This is a genomic window from Luteitalea sp. (genome assembly GCA_009377605.1).
Classification (GTDB): Bacteria; Acidobacteriota; Vicinamibacteria; order Vicinamibacterales; family Vicinamibacteraceae; genus WHTT01.
On record WHTT01000214.1, the window covers coordinates 1 to 1,145 of the forward strand.

1 protein-coding gene is annotated in these 1,145 nt (G+C 63.6%); it reads left to right on the top strand.

Annotated features, from left to right (window positions below):
- Positions 1–571: 571 nt before the first annotated feature.
- On the top strand, positions 572–1,145 hold a 574-nt coding region (locus tag GEV06_28585; protein ID MPZ21807.1), incomplete at its 3' end, for a hypothetical protein.

The following is a 1,145-nucleotide window of genomic DNA, read 5'->3' on the forward strand; positions in this document are numbered from 1 at the left end:
AGTCCGAAGGCAGACGGTTCAGCATCCTGGTGGAGAGCCTGGCGGGCGAGGGCGCAGAGGCTGCGCCCATCACCGTCGAGTGCTCGCGCTATCAATCAACCGGCGGAATCTTTGGGCAAGCCGGCGGCTCGGCGCTTGCCACGAGGATTCAGTAGCACAAGGCAGGGTCAGGGGTCAGGTGTTCCTGGCCTCTGACCCCTGATCCCTGAAAAAAGGAACCGGGTACCTTTTCCACACGCATTCATAAGGAAAAGGTACCCGGTTCCTTTTTCCCTGACCCCTGCCCCCTTCTTTACCTGGGGCGTTGCCCCTATTGCGCCGGCACGCGTCCCGTTGTAAGCTTACCCTCCCCCAGGACTCTACGGGACTAAACTCTCGATGAGTAACTAAGGCTCGACCGAAGGCCCCACACCGTTCGGCGCAGGCACCGAGGTCATCCCGCGCGCGACGCGTCCGCGTCTGCGAGTCGTCGTGATGGACGCCTCGCGGGACAAACCCGCTGAGGTGGCGCGGTGCCCCAGTACTCGCGCCTGCCCCTTGGGAGCAGGTGACAGACGGAGGATGGTGGGTCATGAGACGGACACATTTTCCCGGGCGTCCTGGCCGAGTCCCGACGTCGCTGCGGGTCGGTGGACTCGTGTTGGTGCTGTTCGCCGGGCTGTCCACGATTTTGGGAGCGTTGCCGGTGGGCGGCCGTGCGTATTTTGGGTTCTTTGAAAACCTCACGATCGGCGGCTCGCCAGTCCAGTCGCCGGCGAACAATCCGTTTCAGCAGGTAATTCTGCCTGCGACCGGTGGGAGCCAAGCCTCGATCCCAACGAGTTGGCACCCCTTCTCCCCCAACCCCGTCCTCCCCGTCCTGCTCAACGCCGAGGACGGGCGGACCACGATTACTGGAGACACGACGACGAATGAGGTCCTGGCCGTTGCGGAGGCCCTAGAACCGTTCGCGCTCTTTCCGTACCCAACCACCAGCTCCAACACGCAGGGGTTCTTTAGCGCCACTGGCCTGCGCCTCGAGGGCAGGCTGGATGAGGGAGGGTTCAGGAGCATCCTCGTCCTGCCTGGCGTCGTCTCGACCTGGTTCCCTGGCGTGTTCGACCCTGTCCTCTTCGCGCAAGCGCCACCCAATGTCCAGTTCGAGC